The 16,293-nt window shown below is 73.8% G+C and carries 19 protein-coding genes; 12 read left to right on the forward strand and 7 right to left on the reverse strand.

Annotated features, from left to right (window positions below):
• Nucleotides 1-145 precede the first annotated feature (145 nt).
• Both AB0E19_RS16100 and AB0E19_RS16105 read right to left on the reverse strand, forming a co-directional pair.
• The gene (locus tag AB0E19_RS16100) at nucleotides 146-1,006 is read right to left on the reverse strand and encodes a transglutaminase-like domain-containing protein (RefSeq protein WP_362179480.1); all 861 of its coding nucleotides are present in this window, start codon (nucleotides 1,004-1,006) and stop codon (nucleotides 146-148) included.
• 7 nt (nucleotides 1,007-1,013) lie between these two features.
• Complete coding sequence (locus AB0E19_RS16105) at nucleotides 1,014-2,069, reverse strand: GNAT family N-acetyltransferase (RefSeq protein ID WP_362179483.1); 1,056 nt, start codon at nucleotides 2,067-2,069, stop codon at nucleotides 1,014-1,016.
• Nucleotides 2,070-2,181: 112 nt separating this feature from the next.
• On the opposite strand from AB0E19_RS16105, the gene fdxA reads away from it, so the two are divergent.
• Both fdxA and AB0E19_RS16115 read left to right on the forward strand, forming a co-directional pair.
• Complete coding sequence (gene fdxA / locus AB0E19_RS16110; RefSeq protein ID WP_030207635.1) at nucleotides 2,182-2,502, forward strand: ferredoxin; 321 nt, start codon at nucleotides 2,182-2,184, stop codon at nucleotides 2,500-2,502.
• A 102-nt stretch (nucleotides 2,503-2,604) separates the two neighbouring features.
• Entirely contained in the window at nucleotides 2,605-3,699 is a 1,095-nt protein-coding gene (locus AB0E19_RS16115) for a bifunctional succinyldiaminopimelate transaminase/glutamate-prephenate aminotransferase (protein ID WP_362179487.1), read from the forward strand.
• Nucleotides 3,700-3,761: 62 nt separating this feature from the next.
• On the opposite strand, the gene AB0E19_RS16120 is transcribed toward AB0E19_RS16115, so the two are convergent.
• Nucleotides 3,762-4,193, reverse strand: a complete 432-nt coding sequence (locus tag AB0E19_RS16120) for an ATP-binding protein (RefSeq protein ID WP_362179490.1) — start codon at nucleotides 4,191-4,193, stop codon at nucleotides 3,762-3,764.
• 368 nt (nucleotides 4,194-4,561) lie between these two features.
• A complete protein-coding gene (locus AB0E19_RS16125; RefSeq protein WP_362179493.1) occupies nucleotides 4,562-5,482 on the reverse strand; it encodes a hypothetical protein in 921 nt (306 codons plus the stop codon).
• A gap of 29 nt (nucleotides 5,483-5,511) precedes the next feature.
• Here AB0E19_RS16125 and dapE point away from each other — a divergent pair, with 29 nt between their 5' ends.
• Together dapE and AB0E19_RS16135 are read left to right on the forward strand one after the other, a co-directional pair.
• Entirely contained in the window at nucleotides 5,512-6,627 is a 1,116-nt protein-coding gene (gene dapE, locus AB0E19_RS16130) for a succinyl-diaminopimelate desuccinylase (protein ID WP_362179496.1), read from the forward strand.
• 79 nt (nucleotides 6,628-6,706) lie between these two features.
• The gene (locus tag AB0E19_RS16135; RefSeq protein WP_362179499.1) at nucleotides 6,707-7,456 is read left to right on the forward strand and encodes a TIGR00730 family Rossman fold protein; all 750 of its coding nucleotides are present in this window, start codon (nucleotides 6,707-6,709) and stop codon (nucleotides 7,454-7,456) included.
• Between the two features lie 33 nt (nucleotides 7,457-7,489).
• Here AB0E19_RS16135 and folP read toward each other — a convergent pair whose 3' ends face one another.
• Complete coding sequence (gene folP, locus AB0E19_RS16140; RefSeq protein WP_362179502.1) at nucleotides 7,490-8,350, reverse strand: dihydropteroate synthase; 861 nt, start codon at nucleotides 8,348-8,350, stop codon at nucleotides 7,490-7,492.
• 111 nt (nucleotides 8,351-8,461) lie between these two features.
• Here folP and AB0E19_RS16145 point away from each other — a divergent pair, with 111 nt between their 5' ends.
• Complete coding sequence (locus AB0E19_RS16145) at nucleotides 8,462-8,791, forward strand: DivIVA domain-containing protein (RefSeq protein WP_362179505.1); 330 nt, start codon at nucleotides 8,462-8,464, stop codon at nucleotides 8,789-8,791.
• Nucleotides 8,788-9,372, forward strand: coding sequence for a DNA-3-methyladenine glycosylase I (locus tag AB0E19_RS16150; protein WP_362179508.1), 585 nt, complete (start codon nucleotides 8,788-8,790; stop codon nucleotides 9,370-9,372). The genes AB0E19_RS16145 and AB0E19_RS16150 overlap by 4 nt, the downstream gene beginning before the upstream one ends.
• A 20-nt stretch (nucleotides 9,373-9,392) precedes the next feature.
• Here AB0E19_RS16150 and AB0E19_RS16155 read toward each other — a convergent pair whose 3' ends face one another.
• Nucleotides 9,393-10,196: an enoyl-CoA hydratase-related protein gene (locus AB0E19_RS16155; protein WP_362179511.1), complete on the reverse strand. Its 804-nt coding sequence runs from the start codon at nucleotides 10,194-10,196 to the stop codon at nucleotides 9,393-9,395.
• 312 nt (nucleotides 10,197-10,508) lie between these two features.
• Between AB0E19_RS16155 and AB0E19_RS16160 the strand changes: the two genes are divergently transcribed.
• Nucleotides 10,509-10,676: a DUF3117 domain-containing protein gene (locus AB0E19_RS16160; RefSeq protein ID WP_009997451.1), complete on the forward strand. Its 168-nt coding sequence runs from the start codon at nucleotides 10,509-10,511 to the stop codon at nucleotides 10,674-10,676.
• A gap of 141 nt (nucleotides 10,677-10,817) precedes the next feature.
• Here AB0E19_RS16160 and AB0E19_RS16165 read toward each other — a convergent pair whose 3' ends face one another.
• Nucleotides 10,818-11,483, reverse strand: a complete 666-nt coding sequence (locus tag AB0E19_RS16165; RefSeq protein WP_362179516.1) for an O-methyltransferase — start codon at nucleotides 11,481-11,483, stop codon at nucleotides 10,818-10,820.
• A gap of 142 nt (nucleotides 11,484-11,625) precedes the next feature.
• Between AB0E19_RS16165 and sigE the strand changes: the two genes are divergently transcribed.
• The 5 genes from sigE to AB0E19_RS16190 all read left to right on the forward strand — a co-directional run bounded on the left by sigE (nucleotide 11,626) and on the right by AB0E19_RS16190 (nucleotide 16,241).
• Nucleotides 11,626-12,384 (forward strand): RNA polymerase sigma factor SigE, encoded by a 759-nt coding sequence (gene sigE / locus AB0E19_RS16170; protein ID WP_360605963.1) that lies wholly within the window; start codon nucleotides 11,626-11,628, stop codon nucleotides 12,382-12,384.
• Nucleotides 12,381-13,238, forward strand: a complete 858-nt coding sequence (locus AB0E19_RS16175) for a zf-HC2 domain-containing protein (RefSeq protein ID WP_362179520.1) — start codon at nucleotides 12,381-12,383, stop codon at nucleotides 13,236-13,238. Before sigE ends, AB0E19_RS16175 begins: the two co-directional genes overlap by 4 nt.
• A 76-nt stretch (nucleotides 13,239-13,314) precedes the next feature.
• Complete coding sequence (locus AB0E19_RS16180; protein ID WP_362179523.1) at nucleotides 13,315-14,997, forward strand: trypsin-like peptidase domain-containing protein; 1,683 nt, start codon at nucleotides 13,315-13,317, stop codon at nucleotides 14,995-14,997.
• Nucleotides 14,998-15,102: 105 nt separating this feature from the next.
• Nucleotides 15,103-15,576, forward strand: a complete 474-nt coding sequence (locus AB0E19_RS16185; protein WP_362179526.1) for a sec-independent translocase — start codon at nucleotides 15,103-15,105, stop codon at nucleotides 15,574-15,576.
• A gap of 62 nt (nucleotides 15,577-15,638) precedes the next feature.
• The gene (locus AB0E19_RS16190) at nucleotides 15,639-16,241 is read left to right on the forward strand and encodes a hypothetical protein (protein WP_362179529.1); all 603 of its coding nucleotides are present in this window, start codon (nucleotides 15,639-15,641) and stop codon (nucleotides 16,239-16,241) included.
• The last annotated feature ends 52 nt before the right edge of the window (nucleotides 16,242-16,293 follow it).

A 16,293-nucleotide genomic window follows, 5' to 3' on the forward strand; every position in this document is an offset into this window, starting at 1 on the left:
TATCTCACCCCGGAGCCGTTCCACCTCCCCCAACTTCATGACCGGACGATGCCCACCACCAGGCAAGATCACCCAACGTAACGAAGCACTACTAGGGCCTGTCCGACCATTCCCGCCGGGTCCGGGTCGAATGGTCAGACAGGCCCTAGTTGAGGCGGGCCCGGGCCGCCTGGGCGCGGTGGCGGATCGCGGCGGCCGACTCCGGGTCCACCGCGTCCATGATCTCCGCGTACGCCTCCATCTCCGTCGCCCCGGTGAGGAAGTCGCCGCGCTGGACGAGGAGTTCGGCGCGTTCGTAGCGGAGGCGGGCCGGGTGGGAGGGGAGCAGCAGAGCGAGGTCGACCGCCCACAGGGCGACGTCGGAGTGCTCGGGGCGGGGGGTCGCCCAGGCGCGGATGTTGGCGAGGATGCGGAGCACGATGGCGCCGGGTTCGGCCGGGCGGAGCATCGAGCGGTCGAGGGCCTCGCCGGTCGCGCTCGCCACGAGCAGCTCGGCGTCCTCGCCGGTCATCGCGCGGCCGCCCGCGAAGGGGTCGGCGAGGTCGAGGGCGGCGGGGTCGCCGAAGCCGACGACGAAGTGGCCGGGGAGGCCGAGGCCGTACACGGGGGCGCCGGCCCGCCGGGCGACCTCCATCCACACCACGGACAGCAGGATGGGCAGGCCGCGGCGGCGCCGGAGCACCTCGTGGAGGAGCGAGGACTCCAGGCGCTGGTAGTCGGCGGGGACGCCCTCGAAGCCTTCGCGGACGCCGAGGAGCGCCGCCAGTTCCTGCTTCCAGGCGCCGGTGTGCCGGGTGGCGTACGGGACGAGTCCGGCGAGCCGGTCGAGTTCGACGTCCGCCTCGACGAGGTCGTGCTCGGTGAGGGCGGGGTCGGCCACCGCGCAGATCAGCAGGCAGAGGCGGGCGAGGTCGGGCCGCTCGGCCCGGGCCTCCTCCGCGAACTCCCGCCGCCGGTCGGGCGGCGGGTCCGAGGGTCGTCTCAGGGGATGGTCCTCCGCGCTCACGCCGCGCTCACGCCTCCGCCTGCCGGTAGTGGTGGTAGTGGTGGTGCACCGCGAAGTCCATCCCCTCGTACAGCGCCCGCGCGCCGTCGTTGTCGGCCTCGACCTGGAGCCAGGCCGCCGAGGCGCCCTCGTCGAGCGCCTGCCGGGCGAGCGCGGTCATCACCGCGGCGGCCAGGCCCCGGCGGCGGTGCGCCGGGTCGACCTCGATCGCCATGAACCCCGCCCAGCGGCCGTCCACGACACAGCGGCCGATGGCGGCCGGCACCTCTCCCGTGCCCGCGACGGACGCGAACCACACACTGGGGCCGGAGGAGAGCACGTGCCGGACCGTCGGTCCCGCCTCCGTGAACCGCTGGTAGCGGCGCAGCCACGGCTCGTCGAGTGTCCGGGAGAGCCGCACCTCGGCCGGCCCCGGCGCGCGGTCGGCGAGCGGCGCGAGCGCGGCGATCCGCACCTCGGCGGTGACCTCGCGCCGCCAGCCGAGCCGCTCCAGGTCGGCGCAGAGCAGCTCCTGGGTCGACTCGGCCCCGGTGGCGGCCTGGACGTACGCGGGCAGCCGCCGGTCCGCGTACCACTCCCGTACGGCCTCCAGGGCCTCGGCGACGGGCCGGCCGGGATCGCCTTCCGCCAGCGCCGAGTTGGCGCGGCGGGTGAAGCCCACCCGTGGCCCGACCGCCGCCCCTCCGGGACGGGCTTCGCCCGGCCCCTCCTGCATCGCGGCCCGCAGCGTCCACGCGCCGAGCGGTGCGCTCTCGACCGGCTGCCAGGCGCGCGCGGTGACCCGGGACAGCTCGGGGAAGGTGGCGGCGGGACCGCGCCGGCGGGCGGGTGCCGCGGGGACCACCTTGCCCGCGGCCAGGCGGAGTTCCGGGATGCGGACGGTCTCGCCGCTCTTTCGTGTGATCGTGAGCACACCGGCGTCCCAGGATGTGAGCACGCCGACCGCGTCGGTGAATCGCTCACCCGGTGCGGCGGAGTCCGTCACGTACCGAACGGAGACACGTTTTCCCACGTCAGCCCTGGTGAGACGGACCTCGAACCGTCCTCCGCCGATGTTTTCCACAGCTTCTCCGCCCCTCCTGTTCGGATCGCCCCCAAGAACGGAGATACTAGGTGCGGGCATCGACGACACCGCGCTCCCGCGCAGACCAGCCCTACCGAGGAGGAACGACAGCGTGACCTACGTCATCGCGCAGCCTTGTGTCGACGTCAAGGACAAGGCTTGCATCGAGGAGTGCCCCGTCGACTGCATCTACGAGGGCAAGCGATCTCTCTACATCCACCCGGACGAGTGCGTCGACTGTGGAGCCTGTGAGCCGGTCTGCCCGGTCGAGGCGATCTTCTACGAGGACGACACCCCGGAGGAGTGGAAGGACTACTACAAGGCGAACGTCGAGTTCTTCGACGACCTGGGTTCGCCCGGTGGCGCCTCCAAGCTCGGCGAGATCGAGCGCGACCACCCCTTCATCGCCGCCCTGCCGCCGCAGAACGGCTGATCTTTCGTTGCACCCGCTCTCGGTCCCGTACGGCTCCGCCGCCGTACGGGACCGACGCGTATCCGACGCGTACGCGTACGTACTGAGGAAGTGAGCCAACCCGTGAGCGCAGTCTCTTCGCGCCTGCCCGTCTTCCCCTGGGACAAGCTGGAGCCGTACAAGAAGACGGCCCTGGCCCACCCGGACGGGATCGTGGACCTGTCGGTCGGCACGCCGGTCGACCCGGTCCCCGCGCTGATCCAGGAGGCCCTGGTGGCCGCCGCGGACTCGCCCGGCTATCCGACGGTCTGGGGCACTCCGGAGCTGCGGGACGCGCTCACCGGCTGGTGCGAGCGGCGCCTCGGCGCGGTCGGCTTCGCCCACGGGAACGTGCTGCCGGTGGTCGGCTCCAAGGAGCTCGTCGCCTGGCTGCCGACGCAGCTGGGGCTCGGCGCCGGAGACAAGGTGGCCTACCCGCGGCTCGCGTACCCGACGTACGAGGTCGGCGCGCGGCTCTGCGGCGCGGAGCCCGTCGTCTACGACGACCCGACCGAGCTCGACCCGGCCGGTCTGAAGCTGCTCTGGCTCAACTCCCCGTCGAACCCGACCGGCGAGGTGCTCCCGAAGGAGGAGCTGGTCCGGATCGTGGCCTGGGCGCGCGAGCACGGCGTCCTCGTCTTCTCCGACGAGTGCTACCTCGAACTGGGCTGGGAGGCCGACCCGGTGTCGGTCCTGCACCCGGACGTCTGCGGCGGCTCGTACGAGGGGATCGTCGCCGTCCACTCGCTCTCCAAGCGGTCCAACCTGGCGGGGTACCGGGCGGCGTTCATCGCCGGTGACGCGGCGGTCCTCGGCGAACTGCTGCAGATCCGCAAGCACGGCGGCATGATGACGGCGGCGCCCGTCCAGGCGGCGACGGTGGCCGCGCTCGGCGACGACGCGCACGTCGTGGAGCAGCGGGCGCGGTACGCGGCCCGGCGCGAGTCCCTGAAGGCGGCCCTGGAGGCCCACGGCTTCCGCATCGAGCACTCCGAGGCGAGCCTGTACCTGTGGGCGACCCGCGACGAGCCCTGCTGGGACACGGTGGCGTACCTCGCGGAGAAGGGCGTCCTGGTGGCCCCGGGCGACTTCTACGGCGAGGCGGGGGCGCGGCACGTGCGGGTCGCGTTCACGGCGACGGACGAGCGGGTGGCGGCGGCGGTCAAGCGCCTCGGCTGACGGACACGCGGAAGGGCCCGGGCGCGTGGTGCGCCCGGGCCCTTCCGCGTGCGGTGGGGCCGTCAGCCGATCGGGAGGCCGCCGAGCATCTGGCCGGCCGGGGCGCCGCCCAGCGCGCCGCCGGCCGGGGTGCTGCCGGCGGCGGCGCCGGCGGTCTCGCCGAGCGCCTGGCCGGCGCTGCCCGCGGTCTCGCCCGCGATCTTCTGCGCGGCCGGGGTGGCGGTCTTGCCGGCCGCGCCCACGGCCTTGCCGGCCGCCGGGACGGCCGTGCCGACGGCCTCGCCGCCGGTCGCCCCGGCGACGCCGGTCGCGGTCTGCGCGGCACCGTCGACGGCCGAGCCCGCGTTCGCCGCGTCGAGGGCGGTCAGGCCGCCGGTCGGCGCGAGGCTGTGGTCCAGGGCGCTCGCGGATCCGGCCGCACCGACCACGGGGGCTGCGCCGGCCGCGACGATCAGGGCGGCGCGGGCGATCCGGCGGGTCAGGGGGAGGGACATGGTGCTCCTTCGACGGTGGGGACGTTGCCTTTGCGGGCTGCACAACCGAGGCGGGGGCGGGGGAGGTTGCGGGCGTCGAAGGTAAAGGCTGGGCAATGCGTCGTATTGTCGGGTGGGGAGGAAAGCGGACGAACGCCGCCGGGCGCTGCGCTGTGCTGAACCGTCACTCCCCTTGCGCCCCAAGCCCCCCGCGCACCCCACCACCCCCCACGCCCCCGCCGGCCCCCCACCGCCCCCGGATCCCCACCCCGAGCGACCTCTCGCACGCACGTCCACCCCCGGCGGGACGCGCCTGCCCCCACGGGGGTGCGGCGTGCCCGTGGGGGTGCGGTGAGGGCGCGGCTCGGCGGGAGGGAGGGCGCGAGGGGTCAGCGGGTGAGGCGGAGGCGGACCGTGGGAGCTTTGGGGGCGGCGTCGGCGGCGGGGGCGGCGTTCGACCAACCGCCCCCCGAGTCGTCCGCGCGCCACACCTTCCCGCCGTACGACACCTCCGCGACCCGCAGCGTCGCCGCGCGCGCGACCGCCCACTGGGCCAGTTCCCAGCCGCGCCGGTCGGAGCCGTCCCCGACGGGGACGACCAGGACGGCCGGCTCCGTCGCGGAGCGCCCCGCGCCGGTTCCGCCGGAGACGGAGCTGGGCGCCGCGGTGTCGCCGAACGCCCGCACCAGCTCCGTACGGACGAGGACGGGGTCGCCGGGGCGGCCCTCCTTGAGGTCCGCCGTGCACGACAGGGAGGCCGGCGCCCGGCCCGTCAGCGCCGCGGACAGCAGCGTCGCGTCCGGCTCGTGCTTGGCGTACGCCTGCGGGAAGCCGCTCTTCTGGACCTTCTGCGCCGCCACCGTCAGCGGCATCCGCGAGTAGCCGGGGACCTTCTCCAGGCCCTCGTAGAACTTCCCGGCCGAGTACACCGGGTCCATGATCTGCTCCGGCGTGCCCCAGCCCATGGACGGCCGCTGCTGGAAGAGGCCGAGCGAGTCCCGGTCGCCGTGCTCGATGTTGCGCAGGGCCGACTCCTGGAGCGCCGTCGCCAGCGCGATGGTCACGGCACGCTCCGGCAGGCCCCGCGAGGTCCCCACCGCGGCGATCGTCGCCGCGTTCGACGCCTGCTCGGGGGTGAACTCGTACCGGTTGTCGCCGCTGCCCACGGCGCACCGGGGCGCGCCCTTGCTGCCGGTCACCTGGTGGACGGCGATGTACGCCGCGAGGCCGCACAGGACGGCGAGGGCGGCGGCCGAACGGGCGAGTCGGCCGCGACGGGCGGGGCGGGGGGAGTCGGACACGGGGCCCACCGTACTGGAGGCCGGGTTAGGGTCGGCATATGGCTGACATCACCCCGCAGGAGACTGCCCAGGAGACCACGCTCGACCTCGCCCAGGACGGGGCCGCGCTCACCGCCGCCCTCGTCGACTTCGCGTCCGTCAGCGGGACCGAGAAGCCGCTCGCCGACGCCATCGAGCAGGCCCTGCGCGCCCTGCCCCACCTCTCGGTCGACCGCTACGGCAACAACGTCGTCGCCCGGACGCACCTCGGCCGCGCCGAGCGGGTCGTCCTCGCCGGCCACATCGACACCGTGCCGATCGCCGACAACGTCCCGTCCCGGCTCGACGAGGACGGCGTCCTGTGGGGCTGCGGCACCTCCGACATGAAGTCCGGTGTCGCCGTCCAGCTCCGGATCGCCGCGACCGTCCCCGAGCCCAACCGCGACCTCACCTTCGTCTTCTACGACAACGAGGAGGTCGCCGCCGACCTCAACGGCCTCGGGAAGATCGCCGCCGCCCACCCCGAGTGGCTGGAGGGCGACTTCGCGGTCCTCCTGGAGCCCTCCGACGGACAGGTCGAGGGCGGCTGCCAGGGCACGCTCCGCGTCATCCTGCACACGGCCGGCGAGCGCGCCCACTCCGCCCGCTCCTGGATGGGCTCCAACGCCATCCACACCGCCGCGCCGATCCTCGCCCGCCTCGCCGCGTACGAGCCGCGCAAGCCGGTCATCGACGGCCTGGAGTACCACGAGGGCCTCAACGCGGTCGCGATCCAGGGCGGCGTCGCCACCAACGTCATCCCCGACGCCTGCTCGGTCACGGTCAACTACCGGTACGCGCCCGACCGCTCGCCGGCCGAGGCGCTCGCGCACGTCCGCGAGGTCTTCGCGGACTGCGACATCGCCGAGTTCGTCGTCGACGACGAGAGCCCCGGCGCGCTGCCCGGCCTCTCCCACCCGGCGGCCGAGGCCTTCATGAAGGCGGTCGGCGGCACGGCGATGCCCAAGTTCGGCTGGACCGACGTCTCCCGCTTCAGCGCGCTCGGCGTGCCCGCGGTCAACTACGGCCCCGGGGACCCGTTCTACGCGCACAAGCGGGACGAGCACGTGCATGTCGCCCGGATCCACCACTGCGAGGCACGGCTCCACGACTGGCTGACCGCCCGTCTCCCGTAATTTCGCATTTCGTCACCTCAGGAGTCCTACCCTGACCCAAGAGCCAGAGAAGATCGTGGATCGGCGGAGGGAGCAGGCCATGGGCATTCCCGAGGGAATGGCGAAGCCGGAGGAGCAGCGGCTCGGTCCGGTGCTGAGGCGGAGGGACCAGGTCCAGCCGGGCACCACGGACCAGCGGCTGCTCGACACCGAGGGCGACTCGGAGTGGGTGCACACCGACCCCTGGCGGGTCATGCGCATCCAGTCCGAGTTCGTCGAGGGCTTCGGCGCGCTCGCCGAACTGCCGAGCGCGATCAGCGTCTTCGGCTCGGCCCGCACGAAGCCGGACTCGCCCGAGTACGAGGCGGGCGTGCGCATCGGCCGGGCGCTCGTCGAGGCGGGCTTCGCGGTGATCACGGGCGGCGGCCCGGGCTCCATGGAGGCGGCCAACAAGGGCGCCCGGGAAGCGCAGGGCGTCTCGGTCGGCCTCGGCATCGAGCTCCCCTTCGAGCAGGGGCTCAACCCGCACGTCGACATCGGCGTGAACTTCCGGTACTTCTTCGTCCGCAAGACGATGTTCGTGAAGTACGCGCAGGGCTTCGTCGTCCTGCCCGGCGGCCTCGGCACCCTCGACGAGCTCTTCGAGGCGCTCACCCTGGTGCAGACCCGCAAGGTGACCCGCTTCCCGATCGTGCTCTTCGGCACGGAGTACTGGAAGGGCCTCGTCGACTGGCTGCGCGACTCGGTCGTCGCCGGCGGCAAGGCGAGCGAGCGCGACCTCCTCCTCTTCCACGTCACGGACGACGTGGACGAGGCGGTCGCGCTCGTCACCAAGGAGGTCGGCCGCTAGGGGCCGACCCCGTGGGTCCGGCGGGGCGGGGCCTCAGGCCAGGCCCCGCCGGGCCACCGCCGGATCGCGGTGGCCCGCGATCGTCGCGACCATGTCCAGGACCTGCTTCGTCTCGGCGACCTCGTGGACGCGGTACACCCGGGCACCCAGCCAGGCGGAGACGGCGGTCGTCGCCAGGGTCCCGAGGACCCGCTCCTTGACCGGCCGGTCGAGGGTCTCGCCGACGAAGTCCTTGTTGGACAGGGAGACGAGGACCGGCCAGCCCGTCTCCGTCATCTCGCCGAGCCGGCGGGTCGCCTCCAGGCTGTGCCGGGTGTTCTTCCCGAAGTCGTGGCCGGGGTCGATCATGATCCCGTCGCGCCGCACGCCCAGCGAGGCCGCGCGCTCGGCCAGGCCCACGGTGACCCGCAGGATGTCGGCCATCACGTCCTCGTACTCCACCCGGTGCGGCCGGGTCCGTGGCTCGGCGCCGCCCGCGTGGGTGCAGACGAGGCCGGCGCCGTACTTCGCGGCGACCTCCGCGAGCCGGGGGTCGACGCCGCCCCACGCGTCGTTCAGCACGTCCGCGCCGGCCTCGCAGACCGCCTCGCCGACGTCCGCCCGCCAGGTGTCCACGCTGATCACCACGTCGGGGTGGCGGCGGCGGACCTCCGCGACGAAGCCGACCGTGCGGCGGGCCTCCTCCTCGGCCGTGACCTCCTCGCCGGGGCCCGCCTTGACCCCGCCGATGTCGATGATCGCGGCGCCTTCTGCGACCGCCTGCTCGACCCGCGCCAGCGCCGGCTCGTCGCGGAAGGTCGCGCCCTGGTCGTAGAAGGAGTCCGGGGTCCGGTTCACGATCGCCATGATCACCGGCTCGTGCGGCCCGAACTCGCGCCGTCCCAAGCGCAGCATCCCTTATGTCCTCCCTTGCCACCGCTCACCTGCTCGTCTGTGACCCTAACCGCCGGTGGCACGTGGCACGATCGGCACGGGACGTTTTCCACTCCGGGGAGAGGCGCGCTGGTGTTCTGGTTTCTGCTCATCACGATGGTCGTGGTCGTCGCGGCGGTGACCCTCGCCGTCGTCGGCGGCGGCGACAGCGAGGTGCTGCCCGAGGTGGCCCCGGAGCAGCTGGTGGACCCGCTGCCGCTGAGCCGCCCGGTCGACCGCGCGGACGTCGAGGCGCTCCGGCTGCCGGTCGCCGCCCGCGGCTACCGGATGGAGGACGTCGACGACGTCCTGGACCGGCTCGCGGCCGAGCTCGCCGAGCGCGACGCCCGCATCGCGGAACTGGAGGCGGCCCTCGCGGGCGCGCCGGCGGGCGGCGAGGCGACGGAGGGCGAGGAGCGATGACCGCAGGCGCGATCCCCGGCCCGGACGGGCTCCCGCGCTGCCCCTGGGGGCTCTCCGCGGAGGACTACACGGCCTACCACGACGACGAGTGGGGCCGCCCGGTCCACGGCGACGACGCCCTCTTCGAGCGGCTCTGCCTGGAGGCCTTCCAGTCGGGCCTGTCCTGGATCACGATCCTGCGCCGCCGCGAGGGCTTCCGGCGCGCCTTCGGGAACTTCCGCATCGCCTCGGTCGCCGCCTTCGGCGACGCCGACCGCGAGCGGCTCCTCGCCGACGAGGGCATCATCCGCAACCGCGCCAAGATCGACGCGACCCTCGCCAACGCGAAGCTGCTCGCCGACTGGTCGCCGGGCGACCTGGACGCCCTGATCTGGTCGTACGCCCCCGATCCGGCGACCCGCCCGGCCCCGCGCACCCTCGCGGACGTCCCGGCGATCACCGACGAGTCGACGGCCCTGTCGAAGGCCCTCAAGAAGAAGGGCGTCCGCTTCGTCGGCCCGACGACGGCCTACGCCCTCATGCAGGCCTGCGGCCTCGTCGACGACCACCTCGCGGACTGCGCGTCCCGGGGCGGGAAGTAGCCCGCCCCGGTCCGACACCGTCAGCGGCCGAGGTACTTCGGCTTCTCCTTCGCGAGGAAGGCGCGGACGGCGATGGTGTGGTCCTCGGAGGCGCCCGCGAGGGTCTGGAGCTCGTCCTCCTTGTCGAGCGCCTCGTCGAGGGAGTGGTCGGCGCCGTAGGCGACGGAGGCCTTGAGCGCCGCGTACGCCACGGTCGGGCCCTCGGCGAGCTTGCGGGCCAGCTTCAGGGCCTCGGCCGGCAGGTCGGCGGCGGGGACCAGGCGGTTCACGATGCCCAGGTCGTACGCCTCCTGCGCGGTGAGCGTGCGGGGGAAGAGCAGCAGGTCGGAGGCGCGGCTCTGGCCGATGAGGCGGGGGAGCGTCCAGGACATGCCGGAGTCGGCGGTGAGCGCGACGCCCGCGAAAGAGGTGTTGAAGGAGGCGGTGTCGGCGACGATCCGGTAGTCGGCGGCGAGCGCGAAGCCGAAGCCGGCTCCGGCGGCGACGCCGTTGACCGCGGCGATCACGGGCTTCTTCATGCCGGTGAGCGCGCGGACGATCGGGTTGTAGTGGTCCCGGACCGTGGTCATCGTGGCGGTGGTGCCCGACTCCTGGTCCTGGAGCAGCAGACCGACGTGCTCCTTCAGGTCCTGGCCGACGCAGAACGCCCGGTCGCCCGCGGAGGTCAGCAGCACGGCGCGGACCGCCGGGTCGGCGGAGGCCGCCTCGGCCGCGTCGCGCAGCGCCACCTTGGCGGCGATGTTCAGCGCGTTCATGGCCTCGGGCCGGTTGAGCGTGATGGTGGCGAGCCCGTCGCTCACTTCGTACAGGACCGTGTCGGCCATCGGGACCCCTTCGTCTCGTGGATGGGCTGATCAGCCCAGCATGACGGAGATCACCCGTACCGCCCATGTGAGCTGCGTCAAAGAATCGGGGCCCGCGGAGCGACCCGCGGCGGCGAAGTATCGCAGGCCCGACGCCGAAATGTGGGGTTTTGCGTGAGCGCGTTGCGCAAGCGATGCCGATCGATGTTGGTCATCGGGTCCTGCGATGCGGGATAATGACCTGGAAGCAATGTGTTCGAAGCCGGTGACGCGTGCTCCGCGGTACGGAGCTGCCCGGCTGAAGATGAGCTGGTTTCAGGAAGGGGAACGAGCATGGCGGCCATGAAGCCGCGGACGGGTGACGGCCCGCTCGAGGTGACCAAGGAGGGGCGGGGCATCGTCATGCGCGTTCCGCTCGAAGGCGGCGGTCGGCTCGTGGTCGAGCTGACCCCGGACGAGGCCGAGGCGCTCGGTGATGCCCTGAAGAAGGTCGTCGGCTGACCCTCCCCTTATTTCCTGTCCCACCGCCCCGGTACGGCCCCGCCGCACCGGGGCGGTGGTGTGTCCGGAGGGGGAAGCCGGGTGAGGGGCGGAGCCGAGGGAGGGGCGGAGCCTGGTGAGGGGGGGAGCCGGGGGAGGCGCTCAGCCGCGCCGGACCGCGCACAGCAGGCCGTCGCCCACCGGCAGCAGGGTCGGAAGCAGCTGGGAGCTCTCCCGGACCGTGCGCAGCAGCTCGCGGACCCGCTGCACCTCGGCCGGCTGGGCACCGGAGTCGACCGTGCGGCCGTCCGCGAAGACGCCCTCGAAGCAGACCAGACCCCCAGGTCGGAGCAGGCGCAACGATTCAGCGAGATAGTCCGGGTACTCCCCGCGGTCGCCGTCGCAGAAGACGAGGTCGTACCCGCCGTCCGCGAGCCGCGGCAGCACGTCGAGGGCCCGGCCGGGGATGAACCGCGCGCGGTTGCCGGCGAAGCCCGCCGCCCGGAACGCCGACTTCGCGAACTGCTGGTGCTCCGGCTGCACGTCCACCGTGGTGAGGGTGCCGTCGGGACGCATCCCGAGCAGCAGGTAGATGCCCGACACGCCCGTGCCCGTACCGATCTCGGCCACCGCCTTGGCGTCCGCCGACGCGGCCAGCAGACGCAGCGCCGCGCCCGTGCCCGGCGACACCGAGGGCAGCCCTGCCTCACGGGCCCGCTCGCGGGCCCAGCGCAGCGCTTCGTCCTCGGCGACAAAGGCGTCGGCGAACGCCCAGTTCGTCTGCCGGTTGGCGGTAATGGCCCTCTCCTGTCCCCTTAGTTGGCGCAACGGTGACTGTATCCGCTGTCAGCGGGAACCCGCAGATGGGACCGGGCGTTCACCAGGGGAAGGACGAGCGCGTGAGGCGGCCGACGACGCCGGTTCAAAAGCTCGTAAAGATTCTTATCCGGAGCTAACGGGCGAGGTGGCTATGGTAGGGGCTCCACTGGACACCACCAGAGCCGATAGGGGAGGTGCGGCTGCGCCTGTGGATCGGAGAGGGGCGCTGCGTCGCCTCCTCAGGTCGGCGGGTGAGCCGAAATCCGTGACCGACACCGCTGACCAGCTCCACACCACCGACACCGCACCCACCACCGCGACCTTCGCATCGGATGCGGAATCGCAGGCGTGGACTCCGCCCACCTGGGAGGAGATCGTCAGCACGCACAGCGGTCGCGTCTACCGCCTCGCCTACCGTCTGACCGGCAACCAGCACGACGCCGAGGACCTCACCCAGGAGGTCTTCGTCCGCGTCTTCCGCTCGCTGTCGACCTACACCCCGGGCACCTTCGAGGGCTGGCTCCACCGCATCACCACCAATCTGTTCCTCGACATGGTCCGCCGCAAGCAGCGCATCCGCTTCGACGCGCTCGCCGACGACGCCGCCGAGCGGCTCCCCAGCCGTGAGCCCTCCCCCCAGCAGGTGTTCAACGACACCCACTTCGACGCCGACGTCCAGCAGGCCCTCGACACCCTGGCGCCCGAGTTCCGCGCCGCCGTCGTCCTCTGCGACATCGAGGGGCTCTCGTACGAGGAGATCGCCGCGACCCTCGGCGTGAAGCTCGGCACCGTCCGCAGCCGCATCCACCGGGGCCGCTCCCACCTGCGCAAGGCGCTCAAGCACCGCTCGCCCGAGGCCCGGGCGGAGCGCGCCCTGGCCACCGTCGGATGGGAGGCCGGGACAGCGTGAGCGGCACCCGTCCCCCGTCCCCGAGTCCCGCCGAGCACCACCTCGGGGACCGGCTCGCCGCGCTCGTCGACGGCGAGCTCGGCCACGACACCCGCGAGCGGGTCCTCGCCCACCTCGCCACCTGCGCCCGCTGCAAGGCCGAGGCCGACGCGCAGCGCGCCCTGAAGAGCGTCTTCGCGTCCAGCGGCGCCCCACAGCCCTCCGAAGGCTTCCTCGCCCGCCTCCAGGGACTTCCCGGCGGCCCCGGCGATCCCGGGCGCTCCCCGCTGGAGCAGCTCCTCGAAGCCGGCGGCGTGAAGAGCGACGGCTTCGCCACCGCGCCCCCGGCCGCGCCCGACACCGGCACCGGCTTCCGGGTCCACACCGTCACCGCCCCGCCCGGACGCGGCCGGCGCTTCGCCGTCGCCGCCGCCGGCGCGGTCTCCTTCGCGGCCATCGCCCTCGGCGGCACGATCCCGGTCGAGAGCTCCCTCACCGCCACCGCGCGCGGCGGGCAGGGCACCGGCACCGCGGTCACCCCGCTGCGCGCGGGCGCCTCCGCGGGACCCGGCACGGGCTCCGGCTCCGTCCCCGGGCGGTCGGACCGCTCCGAGCGCTCCCCGGGCGGCGCCCAGTCCGTGGCCGGCGCCCCGCTGGTCCCCGGTGGCACCGTCCCCTCGGGCGCGGTCCCGGCGGACGTGGACCGGGCCGGTCCGGTGACGGCGGTACGGCTCCGGACGGCGGTGCAGGCGCAGTCGCTCCTCGCCCTCTCGCCGTTCATACGCCCGACGGCCCCCGCGCTGCAGCTGGCCCTCGGCCCGGCGACCGGCCCGGCCCCCAGCCCGTCCGGCGTCCCGCCGGGCTCCCACCGCTGACCTCCGACCTGGTTGAATCCTCGGTCAGAGCGCCCGAACCACCGGGCGCTCACGGGTCAGCGGTTGCGGGGAGAGCATGAACGACGGGAAGCCGAACTGGTGGAGCCGGCCTTCGACGCCCCCGGAGGCGGCGCGGATACCCACGCCGCCCCCGGCGGAGGCGGAAGACTTCCCCCTCCAGGCCCCGGACCCGGCCGAGCCCGCCACGCCCGCGCCGGTGGCGGAGCCGGCCGCGGAGGCGCCCGCCGCCCCGAAGGTCGACATGACGAAGGAACCGGCGCCCGCGGAGGCGGCTCACGCCGCGTCCCGGCCCCCTGAGGCCCCCGAGGCCCCCGAGGCGGCGCCCGCCCCGGCGGAGCCCGTGACGGCCGACGCCGCCCCGGCGGAGCCCGTACGCGACGAGGCGCCCGCCCCGCAGCCCCTGCACGAGCCCGACGAGTACCGGACGCCGCCCTACGGCGAGCCGGGGCCGTGGGCGCCCGCGCCGCCGGTGCAGCGGCCCGCCGCACTCCTGCCCACCGCGCCCCTGCCCGCCCCGCAGGCCGCCGTCCCGCCGCAGGCACCCGTGCCGCCGCAGGCCTGGGGCCAGTACGACCCCTGGGGCGCCGGCCACGCGCCCGTGCCCCCGCCCGCGCGGAAGAAGTCCCGGCGCGGTCTCGCCCTCGTCGGGGCCCTCGCCTTCGCCCTGGTCACCGGCGTCATCGGCGGCGGCGTCGGCGCCTACGTCGAGCGCAACGGCGGCATCGGCACGGTCGAACTCCCGCAGTCCGGGGCCGGGACCACCGACCGCGCGCCCGACAGCGTCGCCGGCATCGCCGCCGCCGCCCTGCCCGGCGTCGTCACCCTGCACGTCAGCGGCGGCGGCTCGGCCGGCACCGGCACCGGCTTCGTCCTCGACAACCGCGGCCACATCCTCACCAACAACCACGTCGTCGACGCCGCCGCCACCTCCGGCGACATCACCGTCACCTTCTCCAGCGGCGAGACCGCCTCCGCCAAGCTCATCGGCAAGGACACCGGCTACGACCTCGCCGTCGTCCGGGTCACCGGCGTCTCCGGCCTCAAGCCGCTCCCGCTCGGCAACTCCGACGACGTCCGCGTCGGCGACCCCGTCGTCGCCATCGGCGCCCCCTTCGACCTCTCCAACACGGTCACCTCCGGCATCATCAGCGCCAAGGAGCGCCCCATCACCGCCGGCGGCGAGAAGGGCGACGGCAGCGACATCTCCTACGTCGACGCCCTCCAGACCGACGCGCCCATCAACCCCGGCAACTCCGGCGGCCCCCTCCTCGACGGCAAGGGCCGCGTCATCGGCATCAACAGCGCCATCCGCGCCGCCGGCGGCTCCGGCGACGGGGACGGCGGCAGCGGCGGCCAGGCCGGCTCCATCGGCCTCGGCTTCGCCATACCGGTCAACCAGGGCAAGCGGGTCGCCGAGGAGCTCATCAACACCGGCAAGGCCACCCACCCGGTCATCGGCGTCAGCCTCGACATGCAGTTCAACGGCGACGGAGCCCGCGTCGGCGACAAGGGCAAGGACGGCGCGCCGGCCGTCACCCCCGACGGCCCCGCCGCCAAGGCCGGCCTGCGCCCCGGCGACGTCATCACCAAGGTCGACGGCCAGCGGGTGCACAACGGCGAGGAGCTGATCGTGAAGATCCGCGCCCACCGCCCCGGCGACGCGCTCGCCCTCACGCTGACGCGCGACGGCCGCGAAATGACCAGGACGATCACGCTCGGCTCCGCCCAGGGCACCTGAGGACCTGCCCGAGTACATGTGGCGGACATCGCAAGGTACCCGTCCGGCAGCCCGGGCGGGTACCGTGGTCCGGGCCGTCCTGGTCCGGCGTGAAGGAGCTATTAGGTGTTCAGCGACATAGGCGCACTCGAGCTGGTGACGCTCATCGTCCTCGCCGTGCTCGTTTTCGGGCCGGACAAGCTGCCGAAGGTCATCCAGGACGTCTCGCGCTTCATCCGCAAGGTCCGGGAGTTCTCCGACAGCGCCAAGGAGGACATCCGCAGCGAGCTGGGGCCGGAGTTCAAGGACTTCGAGTTCGAGGACCTCAACCCGAAGACCTTCATCCGCAAGCAGCTCGACGGCAACGAGGACCTCAGCGAGCTCAAGGAGCTCCGCTCGACCTTCGACCTCCGCAAGGAGATGAACGACGTCGCCGACGCGGTGAACGGCCGCGAGACCGCCCCGGCCCCCACCCCCTCGCCGGCCGCCGCCCCCGCCGCGGCGCCCGCGGCCGTCAACGGCTCCGCGCCCGACCTGATGAAGAAGCAGGACAAGCCGGCCGCGCCCGAGCGCCCGCCGTACGACTCCGACGCGACCTGACACGGGGTGTCACCGGCCGGTCGCTATCCTCCTTGAGTTGACGCAACGAGGAGGCGGCCGGAATGAAGACGACGAGTCGGGTGGAAGCCGAGGGGTTTCTGCGCGCGCCCTTCGCCTGGTACGGGCTCGACGAGGCGTTCACCGGGCCCCGCAGGCTGATGCAGATCGGCACGGCCGCGGACGGCACGGCCCAGCACGGCTCGGTGGGCCACGGTGACGAGCCGTCGATAAAGTCCGAGGTCGCCGGCACGGACAAGGAGCGGTTCGCCGTCGTCGTGACGGTCGCCGCGAACCCGGTGCGGCGCACCGGCGACGGCACGGGCGTCCTCGACGCCACCACCGTCTCCTCCGCCGCCTGGCTGGCCGGCTCCGGGCTGCTCGCCCACACCTGGCCCGCCTCGCTCGACCACGGGCTGCGGGACCACTGGCTCGACCAGCAGACCGAGACGGCCTTCGAGCTGGCGGACGACCTCGACGGGCCCGCCTGGACCGCGCTGTCGCTGCCGGTCGACGGGGTGCCGGTGCCCTTCCACTACCGCGAGTCCGAGTTCGGCTGGGTGCTCGCCGGCTCCGCCGGGGACGTGCACATCGGGGCGTACGGGCGGGGCATGAGCGCGTACGGGCTCGGCTTCGCACAGATCAAGGACCTGGGGCTGTACGCCTGAGGTTCCGGGTACGACGAAGGGCGCCCCGCAGCGGGGCGCCCTTCGTCGTGGC

The sequence above is a fragment of the Streptomyces sp. NPDC047974 genome (assembly GCF_040653375.1).
Taxonomy (GTDB): Bacteria; Actinomycetota; Actinomycetes; order Streptomycetales; family Streptomycetaceae; genus Streptomyces.